The organism is Variovorax sp. JS1663 (genome assembly GCF_002157355.1).
Taxonomy (GTDB): Bacteria; Pseudomonadota; Gammaproteobacteria; order Burkholderiales; family Burkholderiaceae_C; genus Variovorax.
The window spans coordinates 66,862-85,909 of sequence record NZ_LYMK01000005.1 but is presented as its reverse complement, the minus strand read 5'-3'; the positions used below and the strand labels follow the sequence as shown (position 1 = coordinate 85,909).

General features: G+C 68.9%; 20 protein-coding genes. 14 read left to right on the top strand and 6 right to left on the bottom strand.

Features of this window, described 5'->3' with window-relative positions:
* Positions 1-35 precede the first annotated feature (35 nt).
* From A8M77_RS06560 to A8M77_RS06540, 5 genes are read left to right on the top strand one after another with little or no spacing between them, the layout of a single operon-like run.
* Positions 36-764, top strand: a complete 729-nt coding sequence (locus A8M77_RS06560) for an SDR family oxidoreductase (RefSeq protein WP_086920752.1) — start codon at positions 36-38, stop codon at positions 762-764.
* 13 nt (positions 765-777) lie between these two features.
* Entirely contained in the window at positions 778-1,395 is a 618-nt protein-coding gene (locus A8M77_RS06555) for a 2-hydroxychromene-2-carboxylate isomerase (protein WP_086920846.1), read from the top strand.
* A gap of 19 nt (positions 1,396-1,414) precedes the next feature.
* Complete coding sequence (locus A8M77_RS06550) at positions 1,415-2,395, top strand: tripartite tricarboxylate transporter substrate binding protein (RefSeq protein WP_086920751.1); 981 nt, start codon at positions 1,415-1,417, stop codon at positions 2,393-2,395.
* A 32-nt stretch (positions 2,396-2,427) separates the two neighbouring features.
* Positions 2,428-3,411 (top strand): tripartite tricarboxylate transporter substrate binding protein, encoded by a 984-nt coding sequence (locus A8M77_RS06545; protein ID WP_086920750.1) that lies wholly within the window; start codon positions 2,428-2,430, stop codon positions 3,409-3,411.
* Between the two features lie 35 nt (positions 3,412-3,446).
* The gene (locus A8M77_RS06540; RefSeq protein WP_337590008.1) at positions 3,447-3,839 is read left to right on the top strand and encodes a PIN domain-containing protein; all 393 of its coding nucleotides are present in this window, start codon (positions 3,447-3,449) and stop codon (positions 3,837-3,839) included.
* On the opposite strand, the gene A8M77_RS06535 is transcribed toward A8M77_RS06540, so the two are convergent.
* Entirely contained in the window at positions 3,836-4,657 is an 822-nt protein-coding gene (locus tag A8M77_RS06535; protein ID WP_086920749.1) for an IclR family transcriptional regulator, read from the bottom strand. The genes A8M77_RS06540 and A8M77_RS06535 overlap by 4 nt on opposite strands.
* Before the next feature lie 145 nt (positions 4,658-4,802).
* Here A8M77_RS06535 and A8M77_RS06530 point away from each other — a divergent pair, with 145 nt between their 5' ends.
* Positions 4,803-6,005: an iron-containing alcohol dehydrogenase gene (locus A8M77_RS06530; protein ID WP_086920748.1), complete on the top strand. Its 1,203-nt coding sequence runs from the start codon at positions 4,803-4,805 to the stop codon at positions 6,003-6,005.
* Positions 6,006-6,011: 6 nt separating this feature from the next.
* Here A8M77_RS06530 and A8M77_RS06525 read toward each other — a convergent pair whose 3' ends face one another.
* The gene (locus tag A8M77_RS06525; RefSeq protein WP_086920747.1) at positions 6,012-6,551 is read right to left on the bottom strand and encodes a PaaI family thioesterase; all 540 of its coding nucleotides are present in this window, start codon (positions 6,549-6,551) and stop codon (positions 6,012-6,014) included.
* A gap of 55 nt (positions 6,552-6,606) precedes the next feature.
* Between A8M77_RS06525 and A8M77_RS06520 the strand changes: the two genes are divergently transcribed.
* Genes A8M77_RS06520 through A8M77_RS06505 form a run of 4 tightly spaced genes read left to right on the top strand, consistent with a single transcriptional unit; the run spans position 6,607 to position 10,474 of the window.
* Positions 6,607-7,071, top strand: a complete 465-nt coding sequence (locus A8M77_RS06520) for a MarR family winged helix-turn-helix transcriptional regulator (protein ID WP_086920746.1) — start codon at positions 6,607-6,609, stop codon at positions 7,069-7,071.
* A complete protein-coding gene (locus A8M77_RS06515) occupies positions 7,064-8,320 on the top strand; it encodes an MFS transporter (protein WP_086920745.1) in 1,257 nt (418 codons plus the stop codon). Before A8M77_RS06520 ends, A8M77_RS06515 begins: the two co-directional genes overlap by 8 nt.
* Before the next feature lie 7 nt (positions 8,321-8,327).
* The gene (locus A8M77_RS06510; RefSeq protein ID WP_086920744.1) at positions 8,328-9,734 is read left to right on the top strand and encodes an MATE family efflux transporter; all 1,407 of its coding nucleotides are present in this window, start codon (positions 8,328-8,330) and stop codon (positions 9,732-9,734) included.
* 38 nt (positions 9,735-9,772) lie between these two features.
* The gene (locus tag A8M77_RS06505) at positions 9,773-10,474 is read left to right on the top strand and encodes an SDR family oxidoreductase (RefSeq protein WP_086920743.1); all 702 of its coding nucleotides are present in this window, start codon (positions 9,773-9,775) and stop codon (positions 10,472-10,474) included.
* Between the two features lie 76 nt (positions 10,475-10,550).
* On the opposite strand, the gene A8M77_RS06500 is transcribed toward A8M77_RS06505, so the two are convergent.
* The 4 genes from A8M77_RS06500 to A8M77_RS06485 form a co-directional block, all read right to left on the bottom strand.
* Positions 10,551-11,318: an aldolase gene (locus tag A8M77_RS06500; protein ID WP_086920742.1), complete on the bottom strand. Its 768-nt coding sequence runs from the start codon at positions 11,316-11,318 to the stop codon at positions 10,551-10,553.
* A gap of 9 nt (positions 11,319-11,327) precedes the next feature.
* Entirely contained in the window at positions 11,328-11,969 is a 642-nt protein-coding gene (locus A8M77_RS06495) for a 2-dehydro-3-deoxy-6-phosphogalactonate aldolase (protein WP_086920741.1), read from the bottom strand.
* 91 nt (positions 11,970-12,060) lie between these two features.
* Positions 12,061-12,957 carry a 2-dehydro-3-deoxygalactonokinase gene (locus A8M77_RS06490; RefSeq protein WP_086920740.1) on the bottom strand — a complete coding sequence of 299 codons (897 nt, stop codon included), beginning with the start codon at positions 12,955-12,957 and terminating at the stop codon, positions 12,061-12,063.
* 31 nt (positions 12,958-12,988) lie between these two features.
* On the bottom strand, positions 12,989-14,725 hold the full coding sequence (locus tag A8M77_RS06485; protein ID WP_086920739.1) for an IlvD/Edd family dehydratase: 1,737 nt from the start codon (positions 14,723-14,725) through the stop codon (positions 12,989-12,991).
* Positions 14,726-14,903: 178 nt separating this feature from the next.
* Here A8M77_RS06485 and A8M77_RS06480 point away from each other — a divergent pair, with 178 nt between their 5' ends.
* From A8M77_RS06480 to A8M77_RS06465, 4 genes are all read left to right on the top strand, one after another.
* Positions 14,904-15,878: a Bug family tripartite tricarboxylate transporter substrate binding protein gene (locus tag A8M77_RS06480; RefSeq protein WP_086920738.1), complete on the top strand. Its 975-nt coding sequence runs from the start codon at positions 14,904-14,906 to the stop codon at positions 15,876-15,878.
* Positions 15,875-16,834, top strand: coding sequence for a 2-hydroxyacid dehydrogenase (locus A8M77_RS06475; RefSeq protein WP_086920737.1), 960 nt, complete (start codon positions 15,875-15,877; stop codon positions 16,832-16,834). The genes A8M77_RS06480 and A8M77_RS06475 overlap by 4 nt, the downstream gene beginning before the upstream one ends.
* An 8-nt stretch (positions 16,835-16,842) precedes the next feature.
* Positions 16,843-17,589: a FadR/GntR family transcriptional regulator gene (locus A8M77_RS06470; RefSeq protein ID WP_086920736.1), complete on the top strand. Its 747-nt coding sequence runs from the start codon at positions 16,843-16,845 to the stop codon at positions 17,587-17,589.
* Positions 17,590-17,663: 74 nt separating this feature from the next.
* Positions 17,664-19,040 (top strand): ABC transporter substrate-binding protein, encoded by a 1,377-nt coding sequence (locus tag A8M77_RS06465; protein WP_086920735.1) that lies wholly within the window; start codon positions 17,664-17,666, stop codon positions 19,038-19,040.
* Positions 19,041-19,048: the final 8 nt, after the last annotated feature.

Here is a 19,048-nt window from a genome sequence, read left to right as displayed (position 1 = left end):
CATTCCACCAATTCCATCCCCAGGAGACAGCTGACATGAGCGACAAGAAAGCCATCCTCGTCATCGGCGCGGGCGACGCCACCGGCGGCGCCATCGCACGCCGCTTCGCCCGCGAGGGCTACATCGCCTGCGTGACGCGGCGCCAGGCCGACAAGCTGCAGCCGCTGGTCGACCAGATCAAGGCCGAGGGCGGCCAGGCGCACGGCTTCGGCAGCGATGCGCGCAAGGAAGAGGACATGGTCGCGCTGGTGGAGCAGATCGAGCGCGAGATCGCGCCGATCGAGGTGGCGGTGTTCAACATCGGCGCCAACGTGCGCTTCGGCATCACCGAGACCACGGCGCGCGTCTATCACAAGGTGTGGGAGATGGCCTGCTTCGGCGGCTTCCTCATGGGCCGCGAGACCGCCAAGGTGATGCTTCCGCGCGGGCGCGGCACCATCATCTTCACCGGCGCCACCGCCAGCCTGCGCGGTCGTGACGGCTACGCTGCCTTCGCCGGCGCCAAGCATGCGCTGCGCGCACTGGCGCAGAGCATGGCGCGTGAGCTGTGGCCCAAGGGCATCCACGTGGCGCATCCGGTGATCGACGGCGCCATCGACACCGAGTTCATCCGCACCACCTTCCCCGAGCGCTATGCGCTGAAGGAGCAGGACGGCATCCTGCAGCCCGACAGCATCGCCGACGCCTACTGGCAGATCCACATGCAGCCGCGCAACGCCTGGACGCACGAGACGGAGCTGCGCCCCTGGATGGAAACCTTCTGAAGGAATGCGCGCCATGGCCACGTCCGTCCCCGTGCAGTTCCTGTTCGACTTCGGCAGCCCCAATGCCTACATGTGCCACCGCGTGATCCCGGCGATCGAGGCGCGCACCGGCGTGCGCTTCGAGTACGTGCCGATCCTGTTGGGGGGGCTCTTCAAGCTCACCGGCAACCGCTCGCCGGCGGAGGCCTTCGCGGGCATCCCCAACAAGCGCGCCTACGACCGCCTGGAGATCGAGCGCTTCGTGGCGAAGCATGGCCTCGAGCGCTACCGCGCCAATCCGCACTGGCCGGTCAACACGCTGCAGATCATGCGCGGTGCGGTCGCGGCGCAGAAGCAGGGCTGCTTCGAGCGCTACGTCGAGGTGGTCAACGTGGCGATGTGGGAGGAGGGCCGCAACATGGAGGAGCCCGAGACCATCGTGCGCACCCTCGACGAGGCCGGGCTCGAGGGCCGGCGGCTCTACGAAGGCACGCAGGACCCGGAGGTCAAGAGCGTGCTGATGGCCAACACGCAGTCCGCCCACGAGCGCGGCGCCTTCGGCTCGCCGAGCTTCTTCGTCGGCAAGGAACTCTTCTTCGGCAAGGATCGCCTGCGCGAGGTCGAGGAAGAGATCGTGCGCGCGAGCGCCTAGCAACCCTTCGGAGTTTTTCATGAACAGACGTGAGCTCATGCGCACGGGGGGCGCGCTCGCCCTCGCGCACCTGGCAGGCCTGCGCGTGGCCCGGGCGCAGGAGGATCCGGCCGCGTACCCCACTCGCCCGATCCGCGTGATGATCGGCTTCGCGCCCGGCGGCTCTACCGATGCGCCGATGCGCGTGCTGGCCGAGGCGGCCGCGAAGATCCTGGGGCAGCCGGTGGTGATCGAGAACAAGCCCGGCGCGGCCGGCGTGATCCCTACGCAGATGCTGCAGGCCGCACCGCACGACGGCTACACCCTCGCCATCGCGCCGGCCGGCGTGTACCGCCTGCCTTACACGACCGACATCAAGTGGAACCCGGCCTCCGATCTCAGTTATGTGATCGGGCTGAGCGGCTACGCCTTCGGCACCGTGGTGCCGGCCTCCTCGCCGATCCGCAGCATGGCCGACTACATCGCCTACGCGAAGGCGAACCCGGACATGCTCACCTACAGCAGCCCGGGCGTCGGCACCACCAACCACCTCACCATGGAGCAGTTCTCGCGCGCGGCGGGAGTGAAGCTCAACCACGTGCCCTACAAGGGTTCGGCGGAATCGTTGCAGGCCCTGCTGGCCGGCCATGTGCAGTCGGCCGCCGAGACATCGGCCTTCGTGCCCCACGTGGAGAGCGGCAAGCTGCGGCTGCTTGCGGTGTGGAGCGACAAGCGCATGGCGCGCTTCCCGGATGTGCCGACGCTGAAGGAACTGGGCATCGACATCGTCCAGACCTCGCCTTGGGGCCTGGTCGCGCCCAAGGGCACGCATCCGAAGATCCAGGCCCGCCTGCACGACGCCTTCAAGCAGGCGATGGAGCTGCCGGCCTTCAAGGCGGCGCTGGCGCGCTTCGACATGGAGCCCGACTACCGCGACCCGGCGCAGTACCAGCGCTTCGCGCTCGCGTCGATGAAAAAAGAGAAGGACATCCTCGACACCCTCGGGCTGAGCCGCAAGTAGACGGCAGGGCCTCCATCCACAGGAGACAAGACATGAAGACGACAAGGCGATTCGTGATGGCCGCGGCGCTCTGCGCGCTCGGCGCCGCCACCGCCCCGGCCTGGGCACAGGACGCGGCGGCCGGCTTTCCGGCCAGGCCCATCAAGATCATGCTCGGCTTCCCGCCGGGCGGCTCCACCGATTCGCCGATGCGCGTGCTGGCGGAAGACGTCTCGAAGATCCTCAAGCAGCCGGTGGTGATCGAGAACAAGCCCGGCGCCGCCGGCCTGATGCCGGCGCAATTGCTGCAGGCCGCGCAGGCCGACGGCTACACGGTGGGCGTGATCCCGGCCAACCTGTTCCGCCTGCCTTACACCGGCACCATCAACTGGAACCCGGCCACCGACCTGCGCTACGTGATCGGCCTGACCTCCTTCGTCTACGGCATCGTGGTGCCGGCCGCTTCGCCCATCAAGACGATGGACGACTACGTGGCCTACGCGAAGGCGCATCCCGGCGAGCTGACCTACGCGACGCCCGGCGCCTACCTCGCGCAGCACCTGGCGATGGAGCAGGTGGCGCGCCGCAAGAACATCCAGCTCAGCCACGTGCCCTACAAGGGCACCTCCGAGTCGCTGCAGGCGGTGGTGGGCTCGCACGTGATGTCGGCGGCCGAGACCTCGGGCTGGGGGCCGTACGTGGAAAGCGGCAAGCTGCGCCTGCTGGTCACCTTCGGCGAGAAGCGGATGAGCCGCTTCCCGGACGTGCCCACGCTGAAGGAGGTGGGCATCGACATCCCGCCGCCTTCGGCCGCATGGGGCCTGGCGGTGCCGAAGAACACGCCCGCGCCGGTGGTGCGCAAGCTGCACGATGCCTTCAAGCAGGCGATGGAGCAGCCGGGCTTCCGCAATGCGCTGGCGCAGTACTACATGGAGCCGGTCTACATGAGCTCTGAGGGCTACCAGCAGTTCGCCGCCGAGTCTACGAAGCGCGAGAAGGAGCTGCTGGACGCGATCGGGTTCGTGCGGGAGAAGTAGCGACTGGCGCCGTTCAACTCTGCAGCCTGGGAGCGTTGCGAACGGGCTCGGGACGCTGGGCCCTGACGCAGGCCAGTCGTGAGCGCTTCGAGCAACTGAGTGCTGACGCTCTGGCGATGTCGGTCATCACCCTGGGCGAGCTGCAGTACGGTGCCGAAAAGAGCCAGGCCCGCTCGAAGGCCCTGGCCGCGCTGCGGCAACTGCAAAAGGTCATCCAGGTCGCGCCGCTGACCGATGCGGCGGGCCAGCACTGCGGTCAGATCCGCCGCACCCTCGAACGAAAAGGTCAGCCTATCGGCACAACGACCTCTGGATCGCTGCTCACGCCTGCGCTGAAGGCTGGGTGCTGGTCACCAACAACGAGCGAGAGTTTCGCGGCGTCGACAAACTGGCGATCGGGAACTGGGTTTGACGATCTTGCAGCCTAGCGCCGCGCGCCGAGCGCCTGCTCGATCTCGCGCACCGTCGCGATCAGCTTCGGGCGCACCTGGTCGAGCAGCGTTTCCTTCGACAGGCTCTGTGACGGCCCGGCCGCGTTGATTACCATCAGCGGCAGACCGCCGCCCGGCATGAAGGGCACCGCGATACCATGGATCTCCTTCTGCCATTCGCCGAAGGAGCCGACGCAGCCGCTCTCCGCGTAGTCCGCGCAGGCCTGGCGGATCCCTTTCTCGACGCGCGGCCAGGCGGCCGGGTCCAGCGCCTGGATGCGTTCCTCCAGCGCCTGGCGGACGTTCTCCGGCGCGGCCGCCAGGTAGGCCCGGCCCATCGCGGTCGTGGCCATCGGAATGCGCGCGCCGATGTCCAGCCGCAGCGTCACGATCGAATGGCCGCGGCAGATCTCGATGTAGAGCATCGACATCTCGTCGCGAAGGCCCAGCGAGATCTGCGTGCCGGTGTCGATCGCCAGCTGCTGCATCAGCGGACGGCTGACTTCCTTGACGTCCAGCCTGCCCAGCGTGGTGCCGCCCAGCATCAGCGTCGCCATGCCCAGCCGGTAGCGGCCCGACTCCTCCACGTGGTGCAGATAGCCCAGGCGGGTGAGCGTGTAGGTCAGGCGGGTGACGGTCGATTTGGGCAGCTTGCAGCGCTCGGCCAGTTCCTGGTTGCCCAGCCGTTCCTCGCCGGACTTGAAGCAGCGCAGCACGTCCAGGCCGCGGGCGAGGGCGGTGACGAAATGGCGGTCCTCGCGGCCTTCGTCGAGGGCGTCGGCATCGGTATCGGTATCGGGCGTGGTTTTCTTCATGGCCTGGGTCCTGTTCTGCACAGCGGTATCGACATGGCTTGACACAGCGCATCCCGCCTGGAAAGCCGATGCGGCGCTTCGCACAATTGCAGAATTATGAACCGCACTGCAAAACAAATGCAGTGAAAACCGCAGGAGACAGACCATGGATCAGCCCGTCGCCATCGGCGCCCACAACTTTGCTTCCATTGAACGCGTCGTGTTCGGCCAGGCGGCCGCCGGCGTGATCACGGCCGAGGCGGCGCGGCTGGGCGCGCGGCGCGTCTTCGTCGTCGCCAGCCGCACGCTGCGCATGCAGACCGGCGTCATCCGCGCCATCGAGGCCGCACTCGGCGAGCGGCACGCCGCCACCTTCGACGGCATTCCGCAACACACCACGCGCACCGGCGTCGCGCGCGCCACCGCCGCGGCGCTGGCAGCCGAGGCCGACCTGGTGGTGGCCGTGGGAGGCGGCTCGGTGATCGATGCCTCGAAGATGCTGACGCTGTGCATGCGCCACGGCATGACCGACGAGCACCTCGAGGCGCTGGATCGCTTCGAGGTCAAGCTGGGCGACGATGGCAAGCCGGTGCGCCCGAAGTTCGACGGCCCGGTCGTGCGCATGATCGCGGTGCCCAGCACGCTCAACGGCGGCGAGTTCAACGGCGGCTGCCTGGTGACCGACGAGCGGCGCCGGCTCAAGCAGACCTTCTTCCATCCGCTGATGATGCCGCGCACCATCGTGCTCGACCCTGCGCTCACGCTGCACACGCCCGAGTCGTTGTGGCAGGGCTCGGCCACCCGCGCGCTGGACCATGCGATCGAGGCGCTGCTGTCGACCACGCCCACGCCGATGGCCGATGCGGTGGTACTCGACGGCATAGCCCGCATGGCGCGTGCGCTGCCTGCGTGGAGGGCCCAGCCGGACAGCCTCGCGGCCCGTGCGGACTGCCAGGTCGCGAGCTGGCTCTGTTCCTTCGGCCTGTCCAGCCGGGGCCCGCAGGGCGGTGTGATGATGGGCCCCAGCCATGCCATCGGCCACGTGCTGGGCGGCAGCTGCGGCGTGCCGCACTACTACTGCACGCCGGTGATGATGCCGGCCATCCTGCGCTGGTCCGAGCCGGCGACGGCATCGCGCCAGCGAAACCTCGCGCAGGCGCTGGGTCGGCCGGAGATGGCGGCGGCCGATGCCTTCGCCGAACTCGTGAAGACGCTCGGCCTGCCGGCGACGCTGCGCGATGTCGGTGTCGGCGAAGATCAGTTCGAGATGATCGCCCGCACCAGCATGCGCGAGCTCTTCATCCACGGCAATGCGCGCCGCATCGCCGGGCCGGCCGACGTGCTGGAGATCCTCAGGCTGGCGGCCTGAGGGCCCTCAGCGCCTGGCCTCGAACACCAGACAGGTGGTCGTGGCATGCGCGTACAGCGTGCCGTCCGGCCCGACCAGCCGCGCCTCCGCGGTCGCGAGCTGGCGCCCGCAGTGGATCACCTTGCCCTCGGCGCGCACGCGCTGCACCTTGGGCAGCACGGCCTTCACGTAGTTCACGCTCAGCTCCGCCGTGGTGTAGGCGCGGCCGGGCGGCATCATGGTGTGGACCGAGCAGCCCAGCGACGAGTCGAGCAGGGTGGCGACCCAGCCGCCATGGACGGTGCCCAGCGGATTCAGGTGCTGGAGCAGCGGCGTGCCCTGGAACACGGCCGCGCCCGGTGCGACCGAGAGGAGGGTGAAGTCCAGCGTCTTCGCGATCGCGGCATAGGGGATCTCGCCGCGCAGCATGGCCTGCATCATCTCCAGGCCGGTCTTGCCTTCGATCTGCTCGGGCGTTGCCACGCCGGGCCCGGGGCCGGCTTCCAGGCGGGTGATGACGTCGCGCTCTTCGGCGATCCAGCCATCCAGGACGGTGTTCTGCGTCAAGGGTGCTCTCCAATTTTGGTTGCATATGCAACGATTGCAGCTACAATCGTCGGCCATGGATGCTATCGCAAAGCCGCAGGGCTGCACCAACTTCCGCCTGCGCCGGCTGAACCGCATGGTCTCTCGCCACTACGACGCGCACGTTGCCGCGGCGGGGCTGAAGACCACGCAGTACTCGCTCCTGTCGCACGTGCAGAGCCTCGGTCCGCTGCGGCCGGTGGACCTGGCACAGGCGATGAACGTGGACGCTTCCACGCTCACCCGCAACCTCAAGCCCATGCTGGCGGCAGGGTGGCTCACGCAGGGCGAAGGCCCGGACGCGCGCAGTCGGCTGATCGCCATCACCGAAGCCGGCCGCGCCAAGCGCGCCGAGGCCCAGCGCCTGTGGCGCAACGCGCAGATGGAGCTCAACGCCATGCTGGGCGTGGAGCGCGTGCTGGCCCTGCATCAATTGGTCGACGACAGCATCGCGCTGCTGCAGCGCGCCGGATTCCAGGAAGAGGACAGCAACGATGAGTGATTCGAAGCCAACGCCCGCCGCGAGTGCGGCCCACCCGGCCCTGCGCCATGCGCTGTGGCTGGTCCTGCTGGCCACTGCCGGCACCTTCGCCCTCACGATGGGCGTGCGCCAGACCATGGGCCTGTTCCTGTCGGCGGTGAATACCTCCACCGGTCTGGGGGTGGCCAGCATCAGCCTGGCCTTCGCCTTCGGCCAGCTCTGGTGGGGGCTGACCCAGCCCTTCGCCGGCGCGGTGGCCGACCGCATCGGCACCGGCCGCGTGGTCTTCATCGGGGTGCTGCTGGTGGCGCTGGGTACCATCATCACGCCCTACATGACCAGCACTGCCGGCCTGATCTTCGCGATCGGCGTGCTGGCCGCCGGCGGTGCCGGCATGGCCGGCCCCTCGGTGCTGATGGGCGCAGTGGCGCGCCTGGTGTCACCGGCGCAGCGCGGGCTGGCCACCGGCATCGTGAACGCAGGCGGCTCCTTCGGCCAGTTCGCGATGGCGCCGATCGCGATCGGCCTCACCGCGGCTTACGGCTGGGCCAATTCGATGCAGATTCTGGGCTTCCTGATCCTGCTGGCCCTGCCTGCCGTCTTCGTGTTGAAGGGCAACTCCAATGCGCTTGCAGCCGCCTCGGGCGCGAAGCGGCTCAGCGCACGCGAGGCGGTCGGCCAGGCGCTGGCACAGCCGAGCTACCGGCTGCTGAGCGTGGGCTTCTTCGTCTGCGGCTTCCACGTGGCCTTCCTCGCCACCCACCTGCCGGGCGTGATCGCCGCCTGCGGCCTGCCGCCGGAAGTGGGCGGCTGGTCGCTGGCCATCATCGGCCTGTTCAACATCGTCGGCAGCCTGGCGATGGGCTGGGCCGTCGGCCGCTGGCGCATGAAGTCGCTGCTCGCGCTGCTGTACGCGACGCGCGGCCTCGCGGTGCTGATCTTCCTGTTTGCGCCCAAGACCACCGCGGTGATGCTGATCTTCGCCGCCGTGATGGGCGTGACCTTCCTGTCCACCGTGCCGCCCACCGCGGGCCTGGTGGCCAAGATGTTCGGCCCGGCCAACATGGCGATGCTGTTCGGCATCGTGATGCTGGCGCACCAGGTCGGCGGCTTCCTCGGCGCCTACCTGGGCGGCACCATCTTCGAGGCCACCGGCAGCTACGACTGGGTCTGGTACATCGACATCGTGCTGGCCGCCGGGGCCGCGCTGATCAACCTGCCGATCCGCGAGGCGCACCTGCCGGCGCGCGCAGCGAAGGCCGCGGCCTGATCGACTCATGACCGCGCTCGATCCGCGCACCCGCCTCCTGCTGGAGGCGCCGATCGCCCCGACGCTGCTGCGCCTGGCCTTTCCCAACGTGCTGGTGATGGTGGCGCAGGCCTCGGTGGGCCTGATCGAGACCTACTTCGTCGGCAAGCTCGGCACCGACGCGCTGGCCGGCATGGCGCTGGTGTTCCCCATCGTGATGCTGATGCAGATGAGTTCCGCCGGCGCGATGGGCGGCGGCATCGCCTCGGCGATCGCGCGGGCGCTGGGCGCACGGCGGCGCGAAGACGCCGATGCGCTGGTGCTGCACGCGATCGTGGTGGCGGTGGCTTTCGGCCTGGCCTTCAGCGCCGTGCTGCTGCCCGGCGGGGCCTGGCTCTATGCGCGCATGGGCGGCGAAGGCGCCTCGCTGGCGGCCGCGCTGAGCTATTCGCACTGGGTGTTCGCTGGCGCGGTGCTGGTCTGGGTGTTCAACGCCCTGGCGGCCGCGATCCGCGGCACCGGCAACATGGCGGTTCCCGCGCGCGTCACGGTGGGCGGCGTGTTCTTCCTGCTGCCGGTCTCGCCGCTGCTGATCTTCGGGTGGGGGCCGATGCCCGCACTCGGCATTGCGGGCGGCGCGATCGCGCTGCTGCTGTACTACCTGGTCGGGACGCTGGTGTTGGTGGCGTACCTGCGCTCGAAGCACAGCGTCGCGAAGCTGCGCTTCACCGGCGTGCGGCTGCATTGGCCGCTGTTCCGAGACATCCTGCGCGTGGGGCTGATCTCCGCCATCGCAACGGTCTGCACCAATCTGTGCATCGGCGTCGGGACCGCGCAGGCGGGCCAGTTCGGCGCCGGCGCGATCGCCGGCTACGGCACCGGCGCGCGTCTCGAATACTTGCTGGTGCCGCTGGTCTTCGGCTTCGGCGCGCCGCTGCTGGCCATGGTGGGCACCTGCATGGGGGCGGGCCAGCGCGAGCGTGCCCTGCGTGCCACCTGGATCGGCGCGGCCATCGCCTTCACGATGGCCGAACTGGTCGGGCTCGTGGCCGCCCTGTTCCCGCGGGCCTGGCTGCAGATCTTCGGCCACGACGCCGCGATGCTGGAGGCGGGCACGCAGTACCTGCGCACGGTCGGGCCGTTCTATGGCTTCTTCGGCGTCGGGCTGATCCTGTACTTCGCCTCGCAGGGCGCCGGGCGGCTGCTGTGGCCCGTGCTCGGCAACCTGGCGCGCCTGGCGGTCGCGGCGCTGGGCGGCTGGCTGGCGCTGCGGTGGGGCGGCGCCCTGGCGCACGTGTTCGCGGTGCAGGCGTTGGCGCTGGTGGCCTATGGCGTCCTCATCGCAGGCGCCATCGCGGGCGGTGCCTGGTTCGGGCGCGTGGGCTGGCCACGCAGTACCAGCGGCCTGCTGCGGCGGCTCGAGCCTTCCTCCTGATTCGATTCTTTCCCCCACCTCAACCCCGGAGTCTTGCCATGCAGATCAAGGACGCTGTCGTTTTCATCACCGGCGCCAACCGCGGCCTCGGCCTGGCCTATGCGAAGGCCGCGCTCGCCGCCGGCGCGAAGAAGGTCTACGCCGCCGCGCGCGACCCGAAGTCGATCACGCTCGAGGGCGTGGTCCCGGTCGCGCTGGACGTCACGCAGCCCGCGCAGGCCGCGGCGGCCGCGCAGGCCTGCGGCGACGTCACCCTGCTCATCAACAACGCCGGCATCTCGCGTGGCTCGGGCCTGCTGGCGCCCGATGCGCTGGAGGCGGCGCGGGCCGAGCTGGAAACCAACTTCTTCGGCCCCTGGATCCTGAGCCGCGCCTTCGCACCGGTGCTGGCGAAGAACGGCGGCGGCGCCATCGTCAATGTGCTGTCAGTGCTCAGCTGGATCAGCTTCCCCAGCGTGGCGACCTACTGCACGTCGAAGTCGGCTGCCTGGTCGCTGAGCAACGGCCTGCGCAACGAGCTCGGCGCGCAGGGCACGCAGGTCGTCAGCGTTCACGTGGCCTACATGGATACCGACATGGCCAGCCACGTGCCCGGCGACAAGACCTCGCCGGACGACGTGGCCCGCCAGACGCTGGCGGCGGTGGAGCAGGGCGCGCCTGAGGTGCTGGCTGATGCGGTGACGCGCCAGGTCAAGCAGGGGTTTGTCGCTGATCCGCCGGCCTACGCGGCTGCGCGCTGAGGTTGCGTTTGCTGGCTTTGGCGTTGCTGTTTGTTCGGCGCAGGAGCCAGCGAGGCCAAACAAAGGCCCAACTGCCCTACGCCGCGGCGCGCCGAAGCATCGGCCGCTCGTGCTGCGGCGCCGGCAGCAACCGGCGCAACGCCTCGAAGAACAGGTCCGACTGCTCGCGCTCGCCCTGGATCTGCGCCGCCACGTGCGCGGCCAGCTTCGCATCGACCGGCACCAGCGGCCGCCCGGTGGACTGCGCGATCACCTGGTGCAGGCAGGCGCGCTCCAGGTAGTAGAGATCGTCGTAGGCATGGGCGATGCTCGCGCCCGCCACGATCACCCCGTGGTTGGCGAGGAAGGCGATGTCCTTGCCCGTCATGGCGCGGGCGATGCGCTCGCCTTCGCTGTCGTCGAGCGCCAGGCCGTTGTATTCGGCATCGATCGCAAGCCGGCCCATGAAGCGCATCGCGTTCTGGCTCAGCGTCGGGTCGAGCGCGCGGTCGCTGGTGAGTGTGAGCGCGGTCGCATAAGGCATGTGGCAATGAAGCACGACCGCACGCCCGGTGATGCGGTGCACAGCCCCATGGATGAAGAGGGCGGTGGGCTCGACGCCGTGACGGCCCGCCAGCACTTCGCCGCGCACGTCGATCAGCACGATGTCGTCCGGCCCGACCTCGCTCCAGTGGAGGCCGCGCGGGTTGATGAGGTAGCGGTCCTGCGCACCCGGCAATGCCACGCTGAAATGGTTGCACACGCCTTCGGACAGGCCATGGTGCGCGGCGGCGCGCAGGGCCAGTGCGAGGTCGTCGCGCAGGCGGCGGATGGCGGGGCTGGCGTACTCTGCGTCGAAGGACATCAAGACGCCTCAGCTGCGAAGAAGACCCTGGAAGGCGGCCACGAATTCCGCCGCCGACTCGCGCACCGCGGCGGCGCCCTTGCCAGGCTTGTAGAGCGCCGAGCCGATGCCGAAGCCGGCCGCGCCGGCCTCGCGCCAGGCCTTCATGCCGGCCGGCATGATGCCGCCCACCGGCAGCAGCGGCGTGCCCGGCGGCAGCACCGCGAGCAGGGCCTTGACCACGGCCGGCGAGGCCAGTTCGGCCGGAAAGAGCTTGAGGCCGGCGGCACCGGCGGCGAGCGCGCCGAAGGCCTCGGTCGGCGTCATCACGCCGGGGAGGCTCACCAGGCCCAGGCGTGCCGCCTCGGCCAGCACCGCGGGGTCGAAGTTGGGCGCCACGATCAACTGGCCGCCCGCGGCATGCACTTCGCGGACCTGCTGCGCGTCGAGCACGGTGCCCGCACCCACCAGCGCATCCGGAAAGCGCTCGCGCAGCAGGGCGATGCTCTTGAGCGGAGATGGCGAATTGAGCGGCACCTCCAGCAGCCGGAAGCCCGCGCCGACGATGGCATCGCCGACGTCCGGCGCCTCGGCCGGGGACAGGCCGCGCAGGATGGCGACCAGCGGCAATTGCGCCATGGCGGCGGAAAACGACTCGCTCAGAGTGCTCATTGGGTAACCTCCCCCAGGCTTGTCACTTCGTGTACTTCGCGCACCCCCTCCTGAAGGAGGGGGCGAGCGCCTTCGGACGGCCGGGCGGCGCTCATGACCTTGTCTTCTTCGCGTTGAGAAAGCCCGACAGCGCATGCAGCCCGGCCCAGGTGGCCTCCGAGCCCAGCGTGCGCGCCGTGTTGCCTGTGACCTGCAGCGCGAGCAGGTAGCGCTGTGTCAGGGCCGGCGTGCCGATCAGCACCAGGTCGCCGGCGGCGTGGATGGACTGGGTGCGCAGTTCCTCGCCGATCAGCAGGCCGGAGAGATAGCTTGCCAGCTCGCCGGCCGGCATGCGGTCGAACAGCGCCAGCGTGCGCGCGCCGAAGGCGTTGTGCAGCAGGCCCTGGCCGTTCTCGGCCTGGGTCACGCCCTCGAGGAAGGCCACCTCGTCCAGCGGCGCCTGCGCGTCCAGCGTGCGCGCGAGGATCGAGTGCTGGCTCAGCAGCGCATAGAACTCGCCCGTCATGAAGGTGCGGAAGCCCGTCACCCGGCCGCGCTTGACCGTGGCCCACTTGTTGTGCGTGCCCGGCAGCACGAACAGGCCGTCGGACAGGCCGGTCAGCGCCATGGCGCCGAAGATCTGCACCTCCTCGCCGCGCATCACGTCGGGCACGCCGTCGTGCATGTCGGACAGGCCGGGCACGATCGCGATGCGTCCGGACTCGATCTCGACGATGGCATCGCCCACCTCGACCCGGCCCGAGGGGCAGGGGCAGTAGGGCGCTTCGATCCAGCCCTGCTTGCTGCCGGCCATGCCCGAGATCAGGCAGAAGCTGCCGGTGGGACGCATCCAGTCGCCGAACAGCTCCTCGAAGAGCGCGGGGAAGCCGCCGGCCGGCACCGTGAGGATGCCGCGCGGGTGGCCGCGCTCCTCCAGCACGTGCCCCTTGCCGTCGAGCAGCGCGCCGCGCAGGGAGCTGGTGCCCCAGTCGATGGCGATCAGATGCATAGGCTTCGGGCGATGGGCCAAGGTCGACGGATCAGTGATTGTCCCTGGGAACGAAGGAACCCCGCTTGCCCCGCAGGAATCCGAGGTCGGCGCCCTGGTCGGCCTGCAGCACGTTGTCGACGTACAGCTTCCAGTAGCCCGAGGCCAGTGGCGGTTCCGGTGCCTTCCACAGCGCGCGCCGGCGCGCCAGCTCCTCGTCGCTCACGTGCAGGTGCAGCCGCCGGTTCGGAACGTCCAGCTCGACGATGTCGCCGTTCTGCACCAGCGCGAGCGGCCCGCCGGCGGCCGCCTCGGGCGCGGTGTGCAGCACCACGGTGCCGTAGGCGGTGCCGCTCATGCGCGCGTCGCTGATGCGCACCATGTCGGTGATGCCCTTGCGCAGCACCTTGGGCGGCAGCGGCATGTTGCCGGCCTCCGCCATGCCGGGGTAGCCCTTGGGGCCGCAGTTCTTCAGCACCATGATGCAGTGCTCGTCGATGTCCAGCGCCTCGTCGTCGATGCGCCGGTGCAGGTCGTCCGCGTTCTCGAAGACCACGGCGCGGCCCTTGTGCACCAGCAATTCGGGCGTGGCCGCACTGGGCTTGATGATGGCGCCGTTGGGCGCGAGGTTGCCGCGCAGCACGCAGATGCCGGCCTTGTCCTTGAAGGGCGTGGCCAGGGGCCGGATCACCTGCGGGTTGTAGTTCTCGGCGTCCTTGACGTTGTCCCAGACGCTCTGCCCGGTGGAGGTGACGATGTCCCTGTGCAGATGCTGCGCGATCTCCTTCATCACGACCGGCAGACCACCCGCGTAGCAGAAGTCCTCCATCAGGTACCGGCCGGAAGGCTGCAGATCCAGCAGGCAGGGCAGCTCGGAGGCGAGGCGGTCGAAGTCGTCGAGCGAGAGCTCCACGCCGATGCGCCCGGCGATCGCCAGCAGGTGGATCACCAGGTTGGTGGAGCCGCCGATGGCGGCGTTGACCTTGATCGCGTTCTCGATCGCCTGGCGTGTCAGGATCTTCGACATGAGCAGGTCCTCGTGGACCATGTCGACGATGCGGCGGCCCGCCATGCGCGCCAGCACGTTGCGCCGCCCGTCCACCGCGGGATAGGCGGCGTTGCCCGGCAGACCGATCCCGAGCGACTCGACCATGCTGGCCATGGTGCTGGCGGTGCCCATGGTCATGCAGTGGCCGTGGCTGCGGTGCATGCAGCTCTCGGCCTCGAAGAACTCCTGCAGCTTGAGCGTGCCGGCGCGCACCTGCTCGCTCATCTGCCACACGCCGGTGCCGCTGCCGAGCTCCTGGCCGCGCCACTTGCCCGAGAGCATGGGGCCGCCGGAGACGCCGATGGTGGGCAGGTCCACGCTGGCCGCGCCCATCATCAGCGCCGGGGTGGTCTTGTCGCAGCCCATCAGCAGCACCACGCCGTCGATCGGGTTGGCGCGGATGCTTTCCTCCACGTCCATGCTGGCGAGGTTGCGATAGAGCATGGCGGTGGGGCGCAGCAGTGTCTCGCCCAGCGACATCACCGGGAACTCGAGCGGGAAGCCGCCGGCCTCGTACACGCCGATCTTGACCTGCTCGGCCAGCGTGCGGAAGTGCGAGTTGCAGGGCGTGAGTTCGCTGAAGGTGTTGCAGATGCCGATGACGGGGCGGCCGTCGAACTGGTCGTGTGGCACACCCTTGCCCTTGACCCAGCTGCGGTAGATGAAGCCGTCGCGGTCGTGGCGGCCGAACCATTGCTGGCTGCGCAGTTCGTGGGCGGGCTTGCGGCGTGAATCGCTCATCGTCGTTGTCTCCGGATGGCTGCCAATCGGGGCCTCGGCGAATCAGGGTTTGTCCTGCCGGGCCGCTTTTTCAATCATCATATGATAAGTCCGGCTTCGCGAAGAGAGGCGAGTTTTTCGAGAGCGTTTCGAGACAGAAGCGGCGGCGCCGAGTCCGCCTGCAGCAGGAGACAAAGCCATGCCCCGTTCCTTCGACACCGTGCGCCGCCGCGTCCTTCAGGGCCTGGGCGTCGCCGTGCTTCCCATGTCCTGGCCGGCGCTGGCGGACACCTATCCCATCAAGCCGGTGGAGCTGGTCGTTCCGGCCTCCGCCGGCGGCGGCACCGACGCGCTGGCCCGTGCCTTCGCCGAGGCGGTGAAGAAGCACCTGCCGCAACCCGCGGTCGTCAACGACAAGCCCGGTGCCAGCGGCGTGGTCGGCATGAGCGACGTGCTCAACGGCAAGCCCGACGGCTACAAGGTCAGCGTGGTGATCGCCGAGCTGGTGATCCTGCCGCACCTGGGCCTGTCGAAGTTCACCTATGCCGACTTCCAGCCGGTCGCGCGGCTCAATGCCGATCCGGCCGCCATCACCGTGCAGGCCGACGCACCCTGGAACAGCATCGAGGAGTTCCTGGCCGCCGCGAAGGCCAAGCCGGGCGAAGTCAAGGTCGGCAACTCGGGCAATGGCTCGATCTGGCATCTCGCTGCCGCGGGCCTGGAAGACAAGGCCGGCGTCAAGTTCAACCACGTGCCCTACCAGGGCGCGGCACCCGGCGTGGTGGCGCTGCTCGGCGGCCACATCGACGCGGTGGCCGTGAGCCCGGGCGAAGTGGCCGCGCATGTGCAGGGCGGCAAGCTCAAGATGCTGGCGGTCATGGCCGACCAGCGCCTCAAGGCCTTCGACAAGGTGCCCACGCTGAAGGAGCGCAAGGTCGACCTGTCGATCGGCACCTGGCGCGGCCTGGCGGTGCACAAGGCCACGCCGCCGGACATCGTGACCGTGCTGCGCACTGCCACGCGCAAGGCGGCCGACGAGCCGATGCTGCGCGAGCAACTGGAGAAGCTGAACCTCGGTTTCGCCTACCTCGATGCCGAGGCCTTCGGCCAGGCGATGCAGCGCGACCACGACTTCTTCAAGCAACTGGTGCAGAAGCTGGGCATCAAGCCATGAGCGTTTCGTCGCGCCCGGAGGTCCTGGTCGTCGCGCCGCTGATGCCCTTCCTCATGGAGGCACTGCAGCGAGAGTACGTGGTGCACGACCGCACGCACGTGAGCGACCCGGCCGCCTTTGCCGCGGCCGCGCCGCGCATCCGCGGGGTGGTCGCCAACGGCGAGGCCAAGGTGCCGCGCGCACTGATGGACCAGTTGCCGGCCCTGGAAGTGATCTCGGTGTTCGGCGTGGGCTATGACGGCGTCGATGTGCCTGCGGCGCACGAGCGCAAGGTGCCCGTGACCAACACGCCGGAGGTGCTGAACGACGACGTGGCCGACCTCGCCATCGGCCTGATGCTGTCGATCGCCCGCCGCATCCCGCAGGCCGACCGCTTCGTGCGCGAGGGGCAATGGCCGCAGGGGCCGTTCCCGCTCGCCCGCAAGGTGTCGGGCGCGCGGCTGGGGCTGGTCGGCATCGGCCGCATCGGCCAGGCCATCGCGCACCGCGCCCGTGCCTTCGGCATGTCGATCGCCTACACCGCGCGCTCGCCGCGCGCCGGCGTCGAGGGCAGCTATCACCCGGACGCCGTGGCGCTGGCCGAGGCGGTCGATTTCCTGGTCGTCATCACGCCCGGCGGCGCCGGCACGCGTGGGCTGATCGATGCGCGCGTGCTGGAGGCCCTGGGACCGAAGGGGTACCTGATCAACGTCGCGCGCGGCAGCGTGGTCGACGAGCCGGCGCTGATCGATGCCCTGCAGAAAGGCACGATCGCCGGCGCGGCGCTCGACGTCTTCGCGGCCGAGCCCCAGGTACCGGAAGCACTGCGCGCCATGCCCAACGTCGTGCTCACGCCGCACATGGCCAGCGGCACCCGGCAGACGCGCGAGGCCATGGCGCAGCTGACCTTCGACAACCTGCGCGCGCATTTCGCGGGTGCGCCACTTCTCACGCCCGTCACGCCCGTGGACGCCTGAGCATCTCCATGAGCAAGAACATCCACGGCCGCACGCTGGACCTGCTGGGCGAGGCGATCGTCTCGCGCCGCTACGCGGTGGGCGCGCCGATGCCGGCTGAGCCCCTGCTGTGCGAGGAATTCGGCGTCAGCCGCACTGTGGTGCGCGAGGCGGTGAAGTCGCTGGTGGCCAAGGGGCTGATCGTCACCGGCCCCAAGGTCGGCACGCGCGTGCTGCCGGAAGACCGCTGGAACTGGTTCGATCCCGACGTCATCACCTGGCAGTCGCGCGTGGGGCTCACGCCCGAATTCCTGCGCGACCTGGTGGACCTGCGCCGCGTGGTGGAGCCGGCGGCCGTGCGGCTGGCGGCCGAGCGCGCGACCGATGCCGACATCGCGGCGATCGAGGAAGCCTATGCCGGCATGAAGGCGGCGATCGAGCGGGGCGGCGACTACGTGAGCAACGACCTGCGCTTCCACCACGGCCTGCTGGCGGCCGCGCAGAACCGCATGCTGGCGCAGATGAGCAAGGCGCTGGATGCGCTGCTGCGCACCAGCTTCGAGCTCTCCACCGCCAAGAAGGACGGCCCGGCCCAGTCGCTGCCGCTGCACCGGGCGGTGCTCGATGCGGTGATCGCGCACAATCCGGCGCGTGCCGAGCGCGCCATCCTCAAGCTGATCGAGGGCGCGCGCGAGGACATCGAGCAAGTCCTGCAATCGCGCCGCCGCCTGCCGCGCGTCAACCGCGCGCCGCCCCGGCTCAAGGCCGCGGCCTGAGCCCGCGCCCCGTTTTTTCCGTCCCAGTCCGCTCGTCGATCGAGCATTTCATCGAACCGAAGAGGAGACAAAGCATGAAACTCAAGGCACTCGTGATCCCCGTCCTGGCCGCATTGGGCCTGGCCGTTGCCGGCCAGGCCGCCGCGCAGGAGAAGCTCACCGTCTGGTGGGTCAAGGGCTTCTACAAGGCGGAGGACGATGCGCTGTTCGCAGCCATCAAGAAGTTCGAAGACAAGCACAAGAACGTGAAAATCGAGCTGTCGCAGTACCCGGTGCAGGACATGATCCCCAAGACGGTGTCGGCGCTCGATTCGGGCAGTCCGCCCGACGTGGCCTATGCCGACGTCTACGACTTCCAGGTCACCGGCAAGTGGGCTTTCGACGGCAAGTTGGAAGACATCAGCAGCGTGCTCTCGCCGATGGTGAACCGCTTTGCGCCCAACACGGTCGAGACCACCTTCCTCTACAACGACCAGACGAAGTCGAAGGCCTACTACGCCTTCCCGATCAAGCAGCAGACGATGCACATCGAGTACTGGATCGACATGCTGACCGAGGCGGGCTTCAAGGAGTCGGACATCCCGACCACCTGGAAGGAGTACTGGTCCTTCTGGTGCGACAAGGTCCAGCCGGCCAGCCGCCAGAAGAGCGGCAAGCGCACCTTCGGCATCGGCATGCCGATGGGCGTGGACTCGAGCGACTCCTTCTATTCCTTCCTGACCTTCATGGACGCCTACAACGTCAAGCTGGTCAACGACAGCGGCAAGCTGCTGGTGGACGATCCGAGCGTGCGCCAGGGGCTGATCGGCGCGATCACCGACTACACCGCGCCCTACACCAAGGGCTGCACGCCGCCGTCATCCACCAGCTGGAAGGACCCGGACAACAACGTCGCCTTCCACAACAAGACCACCGTGATGACGCACAACGCGACCATCTCGATCGCCGCGAAGTGGCTGGACGACATGAACAATGCCTCGCTCACGCCTGAGCAGCGCGAGGAAGCGAAGAAGAACTTCACCGAGCGGATCCGCACGGCCGGCTTCCCGAGCAAGCCGGACGGCAGCAAGATGGTCTACCGCACGGCGGTGAAGACCGGCGTGATCTTCAAGGACGCGAAGAACAAGGCCCGTGCCAAGGAGTTCGTCAGTTTCCTGATGCAGGAGGAGAACCTCACGCCCTACGTGGAAGGCTCGCTGGGCCGCTGGTTCCCGGTGACCAAGGCCGGCCAGGCGCGTGAATTCTGGAAGGCCGACCCGCATCGCCTGTCGGTGTTCAACCAGTACGCCGCGGGCACCGTGCCTTTCGAGTTCACCAAGAACTACAAATTCACCGTGCTCAACAACGAGAACGTGTGGGCCAAGACGATGAACCGCGTGATCAACGACAAGGTGCCGGTGGACAAGGCGGTCGACGAGATGATCGAGCGCATCAAGACTGTCGCGCGCTGAGTTTCGAC